Below are 15,273 nucleotides of genomic sequence, written 5' to 3'. Positions count from 1 at the left end.
AGATCAAGGTCATCAAGCGCATGGCCTACGGCTTCCGCGACGACCACTACTTCTTCCTCAAAATCCGCGCAGCGTTCCCCGGAATCGGGTGAAGAACCTTATTTCAGCTTGATCAGCAGCGCGTCGATGCCGTTCTCGTCGAGCCGCGCCATCGTGCCCTGCACGCGCGACCAGTTCGACTCGGGCCCGATGCGCACGCGGTAGTAGGTGTCCTTGCCGTCGATGGTAATGCTCTCGATGCGGGACTCGATTCCGATCAGCGCGAGCGAAGCCTTCCGGCGCTCGGCCTCGGCCTGTGAACGATACGACGCGACCTGGATGACGAAGCTGCCCTCGCCGGCAGCTGCCTTGGGTGCGCCCGGCGGCGCCGGGGACTGCACCTGTTCCTTGGGCACGACGACTTCCTGATCGCGCAGGATCTCGTAAAAGGTGAAGCGCGGCTTTTCCTTGGGCGGCAGCGGAATGGCAGCGCTCTTGCTCTTGCCGGGCGTCGCTTCCGGCCGCGCCTGGGCGACCGGCTCGGTGGGCATCAGCGATTGCGCGGGCGGCCGCGAGACATAGACGAAGGCGGCGACGGCCAGTCCCATCGACAGACCGGCGGCGAGCCAGATCCAGCCGGGCATGCCGCCGCCTGAACCGCCGCCGCCGCGTCCGCGGGCCTGCTGGCGGCGGTTGCCGCCGCGCTGTGCGTAGTCGCGCGCCATCACATCTTCTCGGGTGCCGACACGCCGAGAATGGCGAGGCCGTTGCGGATCACCTGGCCGGTGGCCTGGATCAGCGCCAGACGCGCCGCCTGCAGTTCCGGATCGTCCTCGACGAGGAAGCGGTGCACGTTGTAGTAGGCGTGCAGCGCCTCGGCGACGTCCTTGAGGAAGAACACCAGCGTGTGCGGCGTGTACGCGCAAGCCGCGCGCTCCAGTGTCTCCGGATAGCGGTTGAGCAGGGTCAGGAGCGCCTTCTCGTGCTCGTTGGTCAACCGGTGCAATGCCTGTTTCGCGGCGTGCGCATCCCAGGTTCCGCCCTTGTCGGCGAGCTGCTGGAACACGCTGCGGATGCGCGCGTGCGCGTACTGCACGTAGTACACCGGGTTGTCGGTCGTCTGCGAGCGCGCGAGGTCGATGTCGAACTCGAGGTGCTGGTCGTGCGAGCGCGTCAGATAGAAGAAGCGCGTCGCGTCGGTACCGGCCTCGTCGATCAGGTCCTGCAGCGTGACGAAGTTGCCGCTGCGCTTGCCCATGCGCCCGGACGAGAGCGTGACGAACTGGATCAGCTGCACGTTCAGTGCGTCCTTGCGCCCGGTCAGGGCCTCGATCGCGGCACGCACGCGCGCGATGTAGCCATGATGGTCCGCGCCCCAGACGTCCATCAGCATCGGCCAGCCGCGGTCGAGCTTGTCGATGTGATAGGCGAGGTCGTTGCAGTAGTAGGTGGCGGCGCCGTCGGCCTTGATCAGGACGCGGTCCTTCTCGTCGCCGAACTGCTCGGTCCTCATCCACAGCGCGCCGTCGCGCTCGTAGGTGAGGTTGAGCTTTTCGAGGCGCGTCAGCGCCTTGCTGACGAAGCCGCTGTCCACCAGGGCCCTCTCCGAGGTCCACTGGTCGAACTCGACGTTGAAGTCGGCCAGCGTCTTGCGGATCGCAGCGAGCTGGTCGGCGAGCGCGGCGTTGCGCACCTGTTCATAGCGCTCGCCGAGCAGCGCCCTGGCACGGGCGACGAAGGCGTCCATGAACGCTTCCTGGCCAGCCTTCTTGTCGGCCTTCTCCTGCTCGCTGTCGGCAGGACCTGCGATCGGCTCCTCGGGCAGGCCGTCGAGCACGGTCTGTGCCGGAAACCGCAGGCCGTCGCCATGCTCGGCGTGCAGCCTCTGCGCCGTGCGCCGGATGTACTCGGCCGGATAGGCGCGCTGCGGCAGCGGCACGTTTTCGCCGCACAGTTCGAGATACCGCACCCAGACGGACAGCGCGAGGATGTCCACCTGACGGCCGGCATCGTTGATGTAGTACTCGCGCCAGACGGTCCAGCCGGTCGCGGCGAGCAGCTTGGCGACGGAATCGCCGTACGCGGCGTTGCGTCCGTGGCCGACGTGCATCGGCCCGGTCGGATTCGCGGACACGAATTCGACCATGATCCGGCCCTTGCGGCCGGAATCGTCGCGGCCGTAGGCCGCGCCCTGGTCCAGCACCTCCGACACGACCGACTGGAAGGCCGCGGACGCGAGAAAGAAGTTGATGAAGCCGGGGCCGGCGATCTCGACCTTGGCGACCCGCGCCGAAGCCGGCAGGTGCCGGACCAGCATTTCGGCGACCGCGCGCGGTGGCTTGCCCAGCGGCTTGGCCAGCTGCAGGGCCAGGTTGGTCTGGAAGTCGCCGAACTTCGCGTCCTTGGTCGCGTCGAGCTGGACCGCCGGCGCCGCGTCGGCGTTCAGCTCGGCCAGGGTGCGCTGCAGCGCCGTCGCCAGCAGCTCGTGCAAATGCTCTTTCATCCGGATTCTTTCGCGGCACGCGCCGCAAGCCACAAGGCCGCGGATTCTACCGTCGCGCGGCGGCGCCTGCCGGACCGGCGTCGCCGCGCCGGGCGCGGAAGGCCAGCGGCGAGGTGCCGGACCAGCGCCGGAAGGCGTGGATGAAGGCCGCCGGTTCCGCATAGCCGAGCTGCTCGGACACGGCCTCGACACTGAGCCCGGTCTCGCGCAGCAGGTGCTGCGCCTTGGCAAAGCGCGCCTGCGCGAGCAGCCGACGGTAGCTCGTGCCCTCCTCGCTCAGGCGGCGGCGGAAGCTGCGTTCGGACAGGCCGAACAGACGCGCGACGCGCACGGCGTCCGGGTACTGCCGGTCGTAGAGCTGCAGTTGCTGCACCACCCGTGCCGACAGTTCCTGCAGTTCGCGGCGCTGCGCCTGCAGCTGCTCGTCGCAGAGGCGACGATAGATCTTCTGCGCGGCCGGGTCGTGGGTCGGGAACGGCCGTTCGAGATCCTCGTTGCGCACCCAGAAGCGGCCCTGCTGCTCGCCGAACACGACCGGGCAGCCGAAGTACGCCGCATAGGCGGCGGCCTCGGGCGGCCTCGGGTAGGGCATGTCGATGTGCTCGGCGTTGAGATTGATGCCCAGCGAAGTCTGGATGTCGCGCAGCAGCTTGTAGGTGCCGGACATCTCGCCGTCCATGCGGAAGCGGAACGCGCGCCGCGGCAGCGGGATGGGCGTGAGCACCAGCGCGCTCAGGCGCGGGCCCTGCTGGAAATCGAGCGCGCTGTAGAGATAGGTCAGGCGCTGGTAGTGCACGCCGGTGCGCATCGCCTCGAAGCCGTTGGCGCAGGTCATCAGCAGCATCGTCAACGGACCATAGCCGGCGAAGCCGAAGGCCTGTCCGCTCTTGAGTCCCGCGAGCGGATCGCGCAGCCGTTCGGCGATCTCGACGTGAATCTGCAGTTCCAGCGCGCGGTCGATGCGCGCGGCCGGATCGAGCGTGGCCAGCGGCAGGCCGTGGCGCTCCAGTACCGGCGCGACGTCCTCGCCCAGCTGCTGCAGGCCCTGCAGGGTGTACATCAGACCGAGGATCGGGCGGGTATTCACGACCTGCCGAGCTTGCGCCCTTTGGCCGAATCGATCAATTCATCGCCGCTGCGGACATGGTCCCGACCGTCCCGCGCGCCTAGATTGACCCGGCCCGCACGGTTTGCGGGCGCGACGAGGAGACACGACATGGCTGCTGCTGACGGACGTTCCCGCCCTTCCACCACGGAGGTCGATGTCGCCATCATCGGCGCCGGCTTCGGCGGCCTGTGCATGGCGATCAAGCTGCTGGAGGCCGGCAAGCGGAACTTCGTCGTCCTCGAAAAGGCGCACGAGGTCGGCGGTACCTGGCGCGACAACAGCTACCCGGGCGCGGCCTGCGACGTGCAATCGCACCTGTATTCCTACTCGTTCGCACCCAAGGCCGACTGGAGCCAGCGCTATGCCGGCTGGCGCGAGATCCAGGACTACATCCTCAAGGTCACCGACGACTACCAGCTGCGCCCGTACATCCGCTTCGGCCAGGAAGTCACCGGCGCCGAGTTCCAGCAGAGCGAGGGCAAGTGGCGCATCCTGACGCGCAGCGGCGACACCATCGTCGCGCGCCACTGGGTGCTCGCATCCGGTCCGCTGCACGTGCCGCAGATCCCGAAGATCCCCGGCATGGAGCGCTTCAAGGGCCGGATGTTCCACTCCGCGCAGTGGGATCACGGCTACGATCTCACCGGCAAGAACGTCGTCTCGATCGGCACCGGCGGCAGCGCGGTCCAGTACCTGCCGGAGATCGCACCCAAGGTGAAGCAGCTCTACGCCTTCCAGCGCACGCCGGCCTGGGTGATCCCGCGCGACGTGCGCCGCTATTCCGGCATCGAGAAAAAGCTGTTCGCGCGCTTCGACGTGCTGCGCCAGCTGCACCGCGCGCGCCTGTACTGGAGCAACGAGTCGCGCGTGTGGCCGATCTTCCATCCGGCGCTGGCGCGCGGCCTGCAGAAGCTCGCCGAGCTGTTCATCCGTCACCAGGTCAAGGACCCGGAACTGCGCCGCAAGCTGACGCCGGACTACACCATCGGCTGCAAGCGTGTGCTGATCTCCAACGTCTATTACCCGACCTTCAACCGGCCCAACGTCGAGCTGGTCACCGACGGCATCCGCGAGATCCGCGAGCACAGTATCGTCACCACCGACGGCCAGGAACGCCCGGCCGACTGCATCATCCTCGGCACCGGCTTCGTCGTCGATCCGCGCATCTACATGAAGGACTTCAGGCTCGTCGGCCGCGACGGCCACACGCCGGCGCGCGACTGGGCACGTGCACCCGAGGCCTACCTGGGCACGACGATGACCGGCTACCCGAACATGTTCCAGCTGGTCGGTCCGAGCACCGCGCTGGGCCACAACTCGATCATCTTCATGATCGAGGCGCAGGTGAACTACATCATGGACTGCCTGCGCGAGCTCGAGGCGCGCGGCGCCGACTGGCTCGACGTCAAGCCCGAAGTGCAGCGCGCCTTCAACGCCGAGGTGCAGGCCAATATCAAGGGCTCGGTGTGGAGCACCGGCTGCCAGTCCTGGTACCAGACCGCCGACGGCGTCAACTTCACCATCTGGCCGTGGTCCACCTGGCGCTTCTGGCTGCGCACGCGCAAGGTGAACCCGGCCGAATACGACTGGGTGAAGTGCGAAACTCCGGCGGTTGCGCCGAAGCGGGGCACCGAGGCAGAAGCGGCCTGAAGCAGGGGTGTACGCGGTCAGGGCGGTGCGGCGTCGAGCCGTGCCGCCTCGGCCGCGACATGCCCTGCCAATGCGGCGACGAAGCCACGCAGTCCGGTCATCGGTGACAGGTCGGCGCACTGGCCGGTCTTCGCCGCGCTCCGGGGTGTGGCGAGAACAGCAGCGCTGCTGTACAGGCCTTCCTTTACCAACCGCTGACAGAGCAGATCGTACCGCTGCAGATAGGACGCCCCCTTGAATCCCGCCATCAGCGGAAAATGGGGCGAACGGTCATTGACCGCGGAGCGCGACTCTGGTGCATCTTCGACAAGCATCAGCCAACCCGCGAAAGGGCGCGGCTGGCGACCGAAAGCGCCTTCGCGGTACGCCGTCCAGAAGTCGGTCGCGGTGCCGAGGGCTTCCTCCGCGCGGTTATTGAAGTTGTTGCCAAACGAGGGACCGACCTGGCTTTTCAGCTCGATCGCTGCGACCAACGTGCCCTTGTACGTCACCAGAACGTCCCACAGCTTCGTGGGCCGGAAATAACCCGGCAGCGTCAGCACCGCACGTTTCTGGTGGATCTGCGCGTGCGCAAGGCCGTTGGCCCTGATCACATCAATCATCAAGGACAGGAAGCCGTCCATGTTCTTGCCCGCCGTCACGCCGGCACGCTCGCCTTGGTCGAGTTTTCCCGATGCGGCCTGCTTCTCCTGCGCCGCCCGTCGGGTCGACCAGAAACCGCGGACTGCCGTGCGTGCCTTCTGCTCGTAGTTGGCGAGATCAAGGGACATTCATGCTCCGTTGCCGCCGAGGGCGGAGCGTTCGGTTGGGCTCAGACCATAGAGTGCGAACACCGCATGGTCACAGCCCCTCATGTCCCGTTGCCGGGCCGCAGTCGCAAGTGCCTCGCGCACCGTGGGGGAAACGCTTCGCCACGACGGTAGGCGGATGCGGCGCAGATACTGCGCCTGAAAGCGCAGAAATCCACCGCGCATCTTCGTCGAGTAGGTGGCGATGAACAGGCGCGTCAGTGCCGAGAGCAGAACGGCCTGCAGCGCGTGCAGATCCCATTCCTCGGACGTGATGAAGTAAAGATTGTGGTGTGGATAGAGATGCCCCGACTCATACACGACGTTGGCTTCGCCCTTTATGTCAGGAATGAGCAGCTTGGGCTGTGATGCCAGTGCCGGAGTGATTCGGTCGATCGTGCGATACCAATGTGCCGGCGCTTTCTGCGCGCAGTGGCGCCCGGCAATCTGTGTCTTGCGGAGTTCCAGGTAACGGCGCAGGCGGGGGTACCGCTGCAGATCGACCAGATCTCCATCGTCCGCGAACGGATTGATCACCCCCTGACCGGTCCAGTGGACTTCGCCGGACTGGATGTCTCGCGTTGTCGCAAGAGGCAGCTTGCGATCCGGTTCGACATCGAGCTCGTCGAATGGGCCGATGAAGGCCTTGTCGGCGCCTGTGGCCACACCAATGCCAATTCGGCACCCAGACTGCTCGATCGCAGGAAACTGCTGCTCGATGCGGCGTATCAGCGCCATCTGATCCGACGATTCGAGCAGCCAAGGCTGATCGCCCGCCACAACGCCGGCGAGTTCACGAATCTCGCGATGATCTGCCGGCAGCACAGGTGCGCGCAGCCCCGCCGCCAAGCGCATCAGTGCGGCTTGGTTAACGACGGGACGGTGAGCCACCCTGGTGCTGAGCCCCTTCTGTCGCGCGATAACGGTGATCGCGGGATAGGTGGCGACGTCCAGCTGGAATGCCGACGTGCCCACCATGTCGACGTACACCTGCAGATGAAACCGTTCCGCAACGAGGCGCCGCAGCGGCCCGCCGTAGCGGTTCTTCATCCAGCGATCCGCGCAGATGAAACCCAGGACGCCGCCCTCCGCCAGCAAGCCCAGTGAACGCTCGATGAAGGGAATATAGAGGTCGGCCCGGTCGTACAGCGTTCGATAGCGGCGGCGGTACTCTGCAAGAAGCGGCGCCGGAATCAGCTCCTGCCGCACGTAAGGCGGATTGCCGATCGCGAAATCGAACTCGCCGTCGATGGCCAGCAAGAGGAAATCGCCCTGTAGCAGCCACTTCCCGCACAACGCGGCCGCAGTTGCCGGTGACATGCCTTCGCCTCGGAGCAGGGTCAGCAGCCGCGTACGGGTCTCGTCAAAGGTGGCACGATGTAGTTCGACACCGCGGATCGCGTCGACGAGATCACGCAATGGAACACCAGACGGGCCGGTGTGCGCGCGCCAGGACTTGAGCAGCCGTCGCACCGCCGCAATCAGGAAATCGCCGCCGCCGAACGAAGGCTCCAGCAGGCGCTTCTCGTGTAGTGGACGGGCTTCGTCGTAGCCGGCCAGATCGAGAATGAACTCGACCACTTCCGGACGGGTGAACACGGCGCCGCGCGCTTCATGGCCACCCGCCTGCGCCATCGCGTCGACCGCCGAGCGCAGCTGCGCAGGCAGCTGGCCGCCCACGGCATCACATAGGTCGAAAGCGAGTTGCTCGGCCGCCAAAGGATCAGTTCTCGGGTTGCTGCGCCGCAGGGATGACCATGCGCGATTATCGCTGAACCCCGGGACATCGGTGGGCTTCGACCGAGAAGGCGGTCACAGGACTCACATCAGATCGTAGGGATCGACGTCCACCGACCAGCGCACCTGGCGGGCACCGGGAAGCTGGTCGAGCCGGGGCACCGCGGCGGCCAGCGCCTTGTGCAGGGGCGCGCGGCGGGCCGACTGCAGCAACAGCTGCGCGCGCGTGAAGCCGGCGCGACGTTCCATGCCGGACGGCATCGGGTCGGCGACGCGGACGCCGCGGTGCCCCGCGAACAGCCGCTGCGCGGCTTCGAGGAAGCGCAGCGGCAGCCCCGCGTCGCGCGACTCGACGCGCAGCAGCGCGAGGTGGCTGTACGGCGGCAACTCGGCCTGCTCGCGTTCGAGCAGCAACTGCGCGCACAGCGCGCCATAGCCTTTTTCCGCGAGCGTGCGCAGCTGCGGGTGATCGGGCTCGTGCGTCTGCAGCCACACCTCGCCGGGCTGGCCGGCGCGCCCGGCACGCCCGGCGACCTGGGTGACGAGCTGGCCCATGCGCTCGACCGCACGGAAGTCGCTGCCGTACAGCGCCTGGTCGGCGGAGACGATGCCGACCAGCGACAGGCCCGGGAAGTCGTGGCCCTTGGCGAGAATCTGCGTACCGACCAGGATCTGCACGCGCCCTTCGCGGATGTCGGCGAGCTGGCGTTCCAGCGCTGCGCCGCTGGTGATGCGGTCGGAATCGAAGCGCGCGACGCGGTACTGCGGGAAGCGGTTGGCCAGCGCCTGCTCGATGCGCTCGGTGCCGGCGCCGATGGCGAGCAGCGCGCTCGCGCCGCAGGACGGGCAGCTGCGCGGCGCCGGCTGCTGCGCGGCGCAGTGGTGGCAGATCAGCAGGCCGCGGCCGCGATGCAGCGTCATGTGCGCGTCGCAGTGCGTGCACGGCGCGCTCCAGCCACAGGCGTGGCACAGCAGCACCGGCGCGTAGCCGCGGCGGTTGAGGAACAGCAGCACCTGTCCGCCGTCGCCGAGATGACGTTCGATCGCCTGGATCAGCGGCGGCGACAGTCCGTGATCGAGGGGCAGCCCGCGCACGTCGAGGATGCGCACGCGCGGCGGCGGTGTCGCGCGCACGCGCTGTGACAGCACGATATGGCGGTAGCGGCCGCTGCGCGCGTTGTGCAGCGACTCGAGCGACGGCGTCGCGCTACCGAGCAGCACCGGCACGCCGCACTTCTGCGCGCGCAGGATCGCGACGTCGCGTGCCGAGTAGCGCAAGCCGTCCTGCTGCTTGTACGAGGTGTCGTGTTCCTCATCGACGACGATCACGCCCAGCCGCGCGAATGGCAGCCACACTGCCGAGCGCGTGCCGATGACCACCCGTGCGTCGCCTGCGCGCGCGCGCAGCCAGACCTGTTCGCGTTCATGCTCGCCCAGCGCCGAGTGGTAGCTGTCCACCCCGGGGCCCAGGCGTTCGCGGAAGCGCGCCACCAGCTGCGGCGTCAGGCCGATCTCCGGCGCCAGCACCAAGGCCTGCGCGCCGGATGCCAGCGCGGTCTCGATGCGGCGCAGGTACAGCTCGGTCTTGCCGCTGCCGGTCACGCCTTCGATCAGATGCACGCCGAAACCGTCGGCGGCCTGTTGCAGCTGCGCCAACGCCGCGGCCTGTTCCGGCGTCGGTGGCGGCGCCGGTGCGTGGATCGCGGAACCCGGCAGCGTCGCCGCGTGTTCGATCCAGCCGGCGTCCCGCGCGCGACGTAACACGTCCGCGCCGCAGGCGAGCGCGTCGCGGGCGCGTGGGCCGGACTGCAGGGTTTCGAGCAGGGCCCTCTGTGCCCGGTGGCGCGCCGGCAGTGTCTCGAGTGCGGCGCGGCCGGCGGCGGTCAGCGCATAGATCCGCGGCCGCTCCAGCTGCGCCGGCGCGCCGCGGCGCAGACGGCCGGGCAAGGCCGTGGCGCAAACCTCGCCGAGCGGGTGCAGGTAGTAATCCGCCGCCCACTCGCAGACCGCGAGCAGGTCCGGCGGCAGCAGCGGTGCATCGTCGAGCAGCGCGCCGATCGGGCGGAAATCCGCGGCATCGGCGCCCGTCTCACGCGGCGGTGCGACGACGACGCCGACCCGTTCACGGCGTCCGAACGGCACGCGCACGCGGCAGCCGCGGCGCAGCTTCGCGGCCAGCTCGGCCGTGACGCGGTAGTCGAAGCTGAGATACAGCGGAACCGGCACCGCGATGCTGGCCAGAAGGACCGTCAAAGCTTGTGGATAACTGTGTGGATGCAAGCCGGCGCCGCCGCGCAGGCCTGCGGGAAGGCCGCGAAGACGATTCCCGTCCCCTTCGACGGCAGAGAAATAATCGTCATTGAATCAATGAAGTCCACGAACATGACGACATCTTGACGAGAACCGGTCTTGATTGTGACAGCGAGGCGTGTTCCACGGTCACTGTGTATAAGGAGCCGCCGGGAGCGGCCGATCATATACCCCAGGGCCGCGGAACGCGGCGCCCGCACCCGCGCATAATCCGTCGTCATGGAAGCCCTGTCCGAAGCCTATGCCGACCCGCTGTTCCTGTGGATTCCGGTGGCCACGGTGCTGCTCAGCATGGTCGCGTTTCTGGCCTTTGCCGGGCCGCTGACCTGGCTCGCCGCGCGCGATCCGGCCTGGGCGCGGCGCTGGAAGATTCAGAACACGCGCGGCGCGAGACTGAGCGAGGCCGAAGCCGAGGCGCGCGGCATCCTCGTGCAGGGATCGCGCATGGTGCGCCTGTCGGTCCAGCAGTGGCTGATCAACAACGTCTGGATGTTCGCGGCGGCCATCGCGGCCTGGCCGCTGATGCGTCTGTCCGGCATCCACACCGGCCCGCTGCCGCCGGTCTGGGTGCTGGTCCTGCAGCTGCTGTTCTGCATCTATCTCGACGACTTCCTCTACTACTGGATGCACCGCGCGATGCACACGCGCTGGCTGCTCCGGCACGTGCACGGCCGCCATCACCGCGTCCTGGCACCGTGGGCGATCACCGGCCATTACATGCACCCGCTGGAATACGTGCTGACCGGCTCGCTGGCCTTCCTCGGCCCGGCGCTGCTGGGCGCACACGTCGCCCTGCTGTGGATCTGGATCGTGTTCCGGCAGTGGGAGGCGGCCGAAGGCCATGCCGGCTATGACTTGCCGTGGACGCCGACGCACGGGCTGCCCGGATCGCACGGTGCGCTGCATCACGACTTCCACCATGCCCGCGTGCGCGGCAACTACGCCGGCTTCCTGCCGATCTGGGACCGCATGTTCGGCACGCTGGTGCGCGACTACGACCGCGCGCTGCAGGACTGGAAAGCGCGCGCGTGAGCGAGGCGCGCGCCCTGCCGGCGCTGATCGCCGGCGCGACGCTGATCGGCCTCGCGCCGGTCTTCGTGCGCCTCGCCGAAGTCGGTCCGACTGCGGTCGCATTCTGGCGGCTCGCGCTGGCCGCGCCGGTTCTGGGCATCTGGCTGCTGACGTCCCCGGGTCCCCGCGCCGATGAGCCCGCACGGTTGCCGTGGGGACTCTGGCTCGGCGGTGCGTTCTTCGCCGGCGATCTCGCCGTCTGGCACCAGTCGATCCACTGGACCTCGGTCGCCAACTCGACGCTGCTGACCAACCTCGCCCCGGTGTGGGTGTCGCTGGTCGCGTGGCTGGCCTTCGGCGAGCGCATCGGCCGCGTGTTCGTCGGCGGCCTGCTGCTGACGCTGGCCGGCGCCGTCGTGCTGATGGCGGACAGCCTGAAGATCTCGGCACAGACGCTGGCCGGCGACGGCATGGCCATCCTCACCTCGCTGTTCTACGCCGGCTATCTGCTGGTGCTGAGCCGCAGCCGCGCACAGTTCTCGACGCCGGCGGTGATGTTCTGGACCACCAGCGCCGCGGCGCTGTGCACGCTGCCCATCGTGCTCGCGCTGGGCGAACTCCTGTGGCCGGCCTCGGCGCGCGACTGGCTGCTGCTCGGCGGGCTGGCGCTGCTCTCGCATGTCGGCGGCCAGGGTCTGATCGCCTACGGCTTCGCGCACCTGCCGGCGTCGTTCTCGGCGGTGAGCCTGCTGGTGCAGCCGGTCGCGGCGACGGTGTTCGCCTGGCTGCTGCTGGCCGAACCCTTCGGTGCACAGCAGGCACTCGGTGGCGGCATCGTGCTCGGCGGCATCCTGCTGTGCCGGCGCGCGATGCGCGCGGACCGAACGCTCACTCGGCGTCGAGTCTGCGCCGCACGCCGCTGTCGGCCAGCGAGAACGGCGTAAACGCGGTGTCGAGATCGTAGATGTCCACGTTCTCGGCGCGCTTGAGCCGGTTGACGATGAAGTAGGTCACCGGCGTCATCACCGCCTCCACCGAGACTTTCATCACGAAGTTGAAGACCACGACCGCCGCGAGCGCATCGTTGGTCCAGATGCCGTAGAACGCGATCGGATAGAAGATCAGCGAGTCGGCGCCCTGGCCGCAGATCGTCGAGCCGATCGTGCGCATCCACAGGAACCGGCCCTGCGTCCACAGCTTCATCTTCGCCATCACGTAGGAGTTGATGAAGTCGCCGACCCAGTAGGCGACGATGCTCGCCGCGACGATGCGCCAGGTGTTGCCGAACACGATCTCCAGCGCCGGCTGCAGGGTCGCGTTCCACGGCTCGTCCGGGCTCGGCGGCATGCGCAGGATGATCGCGGACATGACCGTCGCGAAGATCAGCGCACCGAAGCCGGCCCAGATCGCGCGCCGTGCGCGCGCGTAGCCGTACACCTCGGTCAGCACGTCGCCAAAGATGTAGGCGACCGGGAAGAACAGGTTGCCGGCGCCGAACGAGAACGCGCCCAGCAGCGGCAGCTCGATCGTGCAGACTTTGCCGGGCCCGATCAGGTTCGAGCACAGAAGGACCGCGACCATGCCGGCGACCAGAAAGTCGTAATAGCGGAACGCGCGCATCAGCATTCCACCTGCGGCGCCCCAGCGACGGGTCGCGGTCCACTAGGCGCGGCATCCATGCCTCGCCAAGTGGATCCGGCCAGGGGCATCCGCAGCCCCTGGCGTTCGCCGCGCTCGCAAGCAGTGCTTGCGACGCAGCGCGGCTCACCCATACCGGCGACCAGAAAGTCGTAATAGCGGAACGCGCGCATCAGTATCCCGCCGGCGATGACCCAGCGACGGGTCGCGGTCCACTAAGCGCGCCGACCGGCCGGGGCGACGCGTTCACAGCGCACGCAGGCGCCGCACCAGATGGCGCGCGAGATTGCGGTAGAGGATGCAGCCGGCGCGCGGGTCGGCTTCGGTCAGCGCGCGGAACTGGGCGTTGGGCAGGAAGAACAGCTGCACGGCTTCGAGCGCGCGCGCGGTCGCCGACAGCGGCAAGCCGTCGAGCAACGAGTACTCACCGACGCAGTCGCCCGGCCGCAGCACGCTCAGCTGCTCGCCGTCGAGATCGTCCTCGACGCGGCGGTAGATCGCGATCGTGCCCGACAGCAGGATGAACAGGCCCAGCCCGCCGCGCACGTCCTGCACCAGCAGCGGATCGGCGCGCTGCAGCTCCAGCGTCCGGCCGCGCCGGACCATCGTCGCGAGGACCTCGTCAGGCAAGTCCTGCACGATCGGCGAGGCCCGCAGGGCGGCGGTCCATGCTGGCTCGCTGGCGACGTCGTTCATGACAGGCTCCCTTGCGCGTCGGTGTCGCGCCGATCGTAGCGCGATCGCCGCAGGTCACGAAAAAGGCCCCCGTTTCCGGGGGCCCTGGTCGGAGCGATGGGATATGCGCTCAGTGACCGCCGCCTTCCAGCGACTTGACCGCCTGGATCATCGCGATCATCACCTTCTGCGCATCGCCATAGACCATGTTGCAGTTGTCGCGGAAGAACAACTCGTTTTCGACGCCGGAATAGCCCTTGCCCTGACCGCGCTTGACGACATAGACCTGCTTGGCCTGATCGACGTTGAGGATCGGCATGCCGTAGATCGGCGAGGCCTTGTTGGTGCGCGCCGCCGGGTTCACGGTGTCGTTGGCGCCGATGACGATGGCGACGTCGGCTTCCTTGAACTCGGCGTTGATGTCCTCCATGTCGTAGATGATGTCGTAGGGCACGCCGGCCTCGGCGAGCAGCACGTTCATGTGGCCGGGCATGCGGCCGGCGACCGGGTGGATCGCGAACTTCACCTCGACGCCCGCTTCCTGGATCAGCTTCACGAACTCGTAGAGCTTGTGCTGGGCCTGCGCGACCGCGAGGCCGTAGCCGGGTGCGATGATGACCTTGGACGCGTAGCGCATGTTGATGCCCGCGTCGCCGGCATCGATCGGCTTCATCGTGCCCTGGATCTCCCCGGCGCCCTCGTCGCCGGCCGCGCCGAAGTTGGAGAACAGCACGTTCTTGACGCTGCGGTTCATCGCCTTGGCCATCAGCAGCGTCAGCAGGGTGCCGGCCGAACCGACCACCATGCCGGCGATCATCAGCGCCGGGTTGTTGAGCACGTAGCCCTCGAAGCCGACGGCCAGGCCGGTGAAGGCGTTGTACAGCGAGATCACCACCGGCATGTCGGCACCGCCGATCGGCATCGTCATCATCACGCCGTACACCAGCGCGAGCGCGAAGAACAGCGCGATGACCGGCATCGACACGGCGCCGTGCCGATAGACCATGTAGGCACCGAGCGCGGCGGTGACGAACAGGATCGTGCCGTTGATCGCCTGCAGGCCGGTCAGGCGCAGGGTCTTGTTGATGCGGCCGTCGAGCTTGGCCCAGGCGATCAGGCTGCCTGCCAGCGACACCGAGCCGATCAGGCCGCCGAGCACCGCCAGCGTCAGGCCGACGCTGCCATGGGTCTTGTGGCCGAGCAGTTCGATCGCCGCGATCGTGCCGGCGGCGCCGCCGCCCATGCCGTTGTAGAGCGCGACCATCTGCGGCATCGCCGTCATCGCGACCTTCTTGCCGCTCCACCACGCCCAGCCCAGGCCGACCGCGAGCGCGATCGCGGCGAGGATGACGTTGGTGGTCAGGTGCGGCCGCGCCGCCGCGTTGACGTCGAGCGTGTACAGGAAGCTGGCGACGACCGCGACGACCATGCCCCAGCCGGCGACGACGATGCCGGAGCGCGCCGTGACCGGGCTCGACATGCGCTTGAGGCCGTAGATGAACAGGAACGCGGCGGCGAAATAGGCCGCGTCGATGATCAATGCTGCGTTCATGTGCGCTCCTCAGCCTTTCTTCTTGTCCGACGGCTTGAACATTTCGAGCATGCGCTCGGTCACGACATAGCCGCCGGCGGCGTTGCCGGCGCCGAGCAGCACGCCGAAGAAGCCGATCGCCTGTTCGAGCCCCGTCGAGGCATTGAGCAGCGCCCACAGCGCACCGACGACGACGATGCCGTGCACGAAGTTGGAGCCGGACATCAGCGGCGTGTGCAGGATCGACGGCACGCGGCCGATGATCTCGTAGCCGGTGAAGGCCGCGAGCATGAAGATGTAGAGGGCGACGAAGCCCGTCAGGATCGTGGTTGCATATTCCATG

At 67.9% G+C, this 15,273-nt stretch carries 14 protein-coding genes; 3 read left to right on the top strand and 11 right to left on the bottom strand.

Annotation, left to right across the window (positions count from 1 at the left end; translation table 11 throughout):
* Positions 1-98 precede the first annotated feature (98 nt).
* Genes AAG565_RS15015 through AAG565_RS15005 form a run of 3 tightly spaced genes read right to left on the bottom strand, consistent with a single transcriptional unit; the run spans position 99 to position 3,569 of the window.
* Complete coding sequence (locus tag AAG565_RS15015; RefSeq protein WP_348820459.1) at positions 99-704, bottom strand: SPOR domain-containing protein; 606 nt, start codon at positions 702-704, stop codon at positions 99-101.
* A complete protein-coding gene (argS, locus tag AAG565_RS15010; RefSeq protein ID WP_348820458.1) occupies positions 704-2,482 on the bottom strand; it encodes an arginine--tRNA ligase in 1,779 nt (592 codons plus the stop codon). The genes AAG565_RS15015 and argS overlap by 1 nt, the downstream gene beginning before the upstream one ends.
* A 46-nt stretch (positions 2,483-2,528) precedes the next feature.
* Complete coding sequence (locus AAG565_RS15005) at positions 2,529-3,569, bottom strand: AraC family transcriptional regulator ligand-binding domain-containing protein (protein WP_348820457.1); 1,041 nt, start codon at positions 3,567-3,569, stop codon at positions 2,529-2,531.
* A gap of 129 nt (positions 3,570-3,698) precedes the next feature.
* On the opposite strand from AAG565_RS15005, the gene AAG565_RS15000 reads away from it, so the two are divergent.
* Positions 3,699-5,240: an NAD(P)/FAD-dependent oxidoreductase gene (locus AAG565_RS15000; RefSeq protein ID WP_348820456.1), complete on the top strand. Its 1,542-nt coding sequence runs from the start codon at positions 3,699-3,701 to the stop codon at positions 5,238-5,240.
* 17 nt (positions 5,241-5,257) lie between these two features.
* On the opposite strand, the gene AAG565_RS14995 is transcribed toward AAG565_RS15000, so the two are convergent.
* From AAG565_RS14995 to AAG565_RS14980, 4 genes are all read right to left on the bottom strand, one after another.
* A complete protein-coding gene (locus tag AAG565_RS14995; protein WP_348820455.1) occupies positions 5,258-6,010 on the bottom strand; it encodes a PaeR7I family type II restriction endonuclease in 753 nt (250 codons plus the stop codon).
* Positions 6,011-7,663, bottom strand: a complete 1,653-nt coding sequence (locus tag AAG565_RS14990) for a TaqI-like C-terminal specificity domain-containing protein (protein ID WP_348820460.1) — start codon at positions 7,661-7,663, stop codon at positions 6,011-6,013. It lies immediately after the preceding gene.
* 186 nt (positions 7,664-7,849) lie between these two features.
* Positions 7,850-10,018: a primosomal protein N' gene (locus tag AAG565_RS14985; protein WP_348820454.1), complete on the bottom strand. Its 2,169-nt coding sequence runs from the start codon at positions 10,016-10,018 to the stop codon at positions 7,850-7,852.
* Positions 10,015-10,296, bottom strand: coding sequence for a hypothetical protein (locus AAG565_RS14980; protein WP_348820453.1), 282 nt, complete (start codon positions 10,294-10,296; stop codon positions 10,015-10,017). Before AAG565_RS14980 ends, AAG565_RS14985 begins: the two co-directional genes overlap by 4 nt.
* Here AAG565_RS14980 and AAG565_RS14975 point away from each other — a divergent pair.
* Positions 10,295-11,107 carry a sterol desaturase family protein gene (locus AAG565_RS14975; RefSeq protein ID WP_348820452.1) on the top strand — a complete coding sequence of 271 codons (813 nt, stop codon included), beginning with the start codon at positions 10,295-10,297 and terminating at the stop codon, positions 11,105-11,107. The genes AAG565_RS14980 and AAG565_RS14975 overlap by 2 nt on opposite strands.
* Positions 11,104-12,030: a DMT family transporter gene (locus AAG565_RS14970; protein WP_348820451.1), complete on the top strand. Its 927-nt coding sequence runs from the start codon at positions 11,104-11,106 to the stop codon at positions 12,028-12,030. Before AAG565_RS14975 ends, AAG565_RS14970 begins: the two co-directional genes overlap by 4 nt.
* Here AAG565_RS14970 and AAG565_RS14965 read toward each other — a convergent pair.
* From AAG565_RS14965 to AAG565_RS14950, 4 genes are all read right to left on the bottom strand, one after another.
* The gene (locus AAG565_RS14965; RefSeq protein WP_348820450.1) at positions 11,975-12,706 is read right to left on the bottom strand and encodes a queuosine precursor transporter; all 732 of its coding nucleotides are present in this window, start codon (positions 12,704-12,706) and stop codon (positions 11,975-11,977) included. The genes AAG565_RS14970 and AAG565_RS14965 overlap by 56 nt on opposite strands.
* A gap of 264 nt (positions 12,707-12,970) precedes the next feature.
* Positions 12,971-13,420, bottom strand: a complete 450-nt coding sequence (locus AAG565_RS14960) for a cyclic nucleotide-binding domain-containing protein (RefSeq protein WP_348820449.1) — start codon at positions 13,418-13,420, stop codon at positions 12,971-12,973.
* A 109-nt stretch (positions 13,421-13,529) separates the two neighbouring features.
* Positions 13,530-14,951 (bottom strand): NAD(P)(+) transhydrogenase (Re/Si-specific) subunit beta, encoded by a 1,422-nt coding sequence (locus AAG565_RS14955; protein WP_348820448.1) that lies wholly within the window; start codon positions 14,949-14,951, stop codon positions 13,530-13,532.
* Positions 14,952-14,960: 9 nt separating this feature from the next.
* Positions 14,961-15,272: an NAD(P) transhydrogenase subunit alpha gene (locus AAG565_RS14950; protein WP_348820447.1), complete on the bottom strand. Its 312-nt coding sequence runs from the start codon at positions 15,270-15,272 to the stop codon at positions 14,961-14,963.
* Between the last annotated feature and the right edge of the window lies 1 nt (position 15,273).

The organism is Fontimonas sp. SYSU GA230001 (assembly GCF_040066175.1).
Classification (GTDB): Bacteria; Pseudomonadota; Gammaproteobacteria; order Nevskiales; family Nevskiaceae; genus Solimonas.
The sequence above is the reverse complement of the archived record's forward strand: the minus strand, read 5'-3'. Positions and strand labels throughout refer to the sequence as shown.

What these genes read in the sequence shown, in the direction of transcription:
- AAG565_RS15015 (WP_348820459.1), bottom strand. Translation starts at nt 704, where the DNA reads ATGGCGCGCGACTACGCACAGCGCGGCGGCAACCGCCGCCAGCAGGCC.
- argS (WP_348820458.1), bottom strand. Translation starts at nt 2,482, where the DNA reads ATGAAAGAGCATTTGCACGAGCTGCTGGCGACGGCGCTGCAGCGCACC.
- AAG565_RS15000 (WP_348820456.1), top strand. Translation starts at nt 3,699, where the DNA reads ATGGCTGCTGCTGACGGACGTTCCCGCCCTTCCACCACGGAGGTCGAT.
- AAG565_RS14995 (WP_348820455.1), bottom strand. Translation starts at nt 6,010, where the DNA reads ATGTCCCTTGATCTCGCCAACTACGAGCAGAAGGCACGCACGGCAGTC.
- AAG565_RS14990 (WP_348820460.1), bottom strand. Translation starts at nt 7,663, where the DNA reads ATGGCGCAGGCGGGTGGCCATGAAGCGCGCGGCGCCGTGTTCACCCGT.
- AAG565_RS14975 (WP_348820452.1), top strand. Translation starts at nt 10,295, where the DNA reads ATGGAAGCCCTGTCCGAAGCCTATGCCGACCCGCTGTTCCTGTGGATT.
- AAG565_RS14980 (WP_348820453.1), bottom strand. Translation starts at nt 10,296, where the DNA reads ATGACGACGGATTATGCGCGGGTGCGGGCGCCGCGTTCCGCGGCCCTG.
- AAG565_RS14965 (WP_348820450.1), bottom strand. Translation starts at nt 12,706, where the DNA reads ATGCGCGCGTTCCGCTATTACGACTTTCTGGTCGCCGGCATGGTCGCG.
- AAG565_RS14960 (WP_348820449.1), bottom strand. Translation starts at nt 13,420, where the DNA reads ATGAACGACGTCGCCAGCGAGCCAGCATGGACCGCCGCCCTGCGGGCC.
- AAG565_RS14955 (WP_348820448.1), bottom strand. Translation starts at nt 14,951, where the DNA reads ATGAACGCAGCATTGATCATCGACGCGGCCTATTTCGCCGCCGCGTTC.
- AAG565_RS14950 (WP_348820447.1), bottom strand. Translation starts at nt 15,272, where the DNA reads ATGGAATATGCAACCACGATCCTGACGGGCTTCGTCGCCCTCTACATC.